Below are 541 nucleotides of genomic sequence, written 5' to 3'. Positions count from 1 at the left end.
CAGACAATCCTTCAAAAGCAAGCCGTCCGTTCGACAAAGACCGTGATGGATTTGTTATGGGCGAAGGTTCAACAATCCTTATTTTGGAAGAATACGAGCATGCAAAAGCACGTGGCGCTAAAATTTATGCAGAAGTTGCAGGATACGGAACAACAACAGATGGTTACCACCTTACAGCTCCAAACCCGAACGGAATCGAAGGGGCACGCGCAATGACTCTTGCTCTCGAAGATGCTCATGTAAAACCGGAAGATGTTGTTTACTACAACGCCCACGGAACTTCAACACACTTGAACGATGCTGGCGAAACAAAAATGCTCAAAAACGCATTTGGCGACGCTGCATACAAATTGCACATTTCTTCGACAAAATCAATGACAGGACACTGCCTTGGAAACGCAGGCTCGCTCGAAGCTTTTGTCTGTGTAAAAGCAATCGAAGACAACTTTATTCCACCAACAATCAACCTTGACAATCCGGACGTAGAAGGCGGATGCGACCTTGACTATACGCCAAACAAGGGACTTTCAATCGACGTTCC

At 46.0% G+C, this 541-nt stretch carries 1 protein-coding gene; it reads left to right on the top strand.

Going from position 1 to position 541, the window contains the following annotated elements; all coding sequences use genetic code 11:
- A partial coding sequence (locus B2X33_RS03615) for a beta-ketoacyl synthase N-terminal-like domain-containing protein (protein ID WP_296667744.1) occupies positions 1 to 541 on the top strand: 541 nt, incomplete at both ends.

It is taken from the genome of Treponema sp. UBA785 (assembly GCF_002297065.1).
GTDB lineage: Bacteria > Spirochaetota > Spirochaetia > Treponematales > Treponemataceae > Treponema_D.
This window is presented reverse-complemented; position numbering and strand designations above follow the sequence as displayed.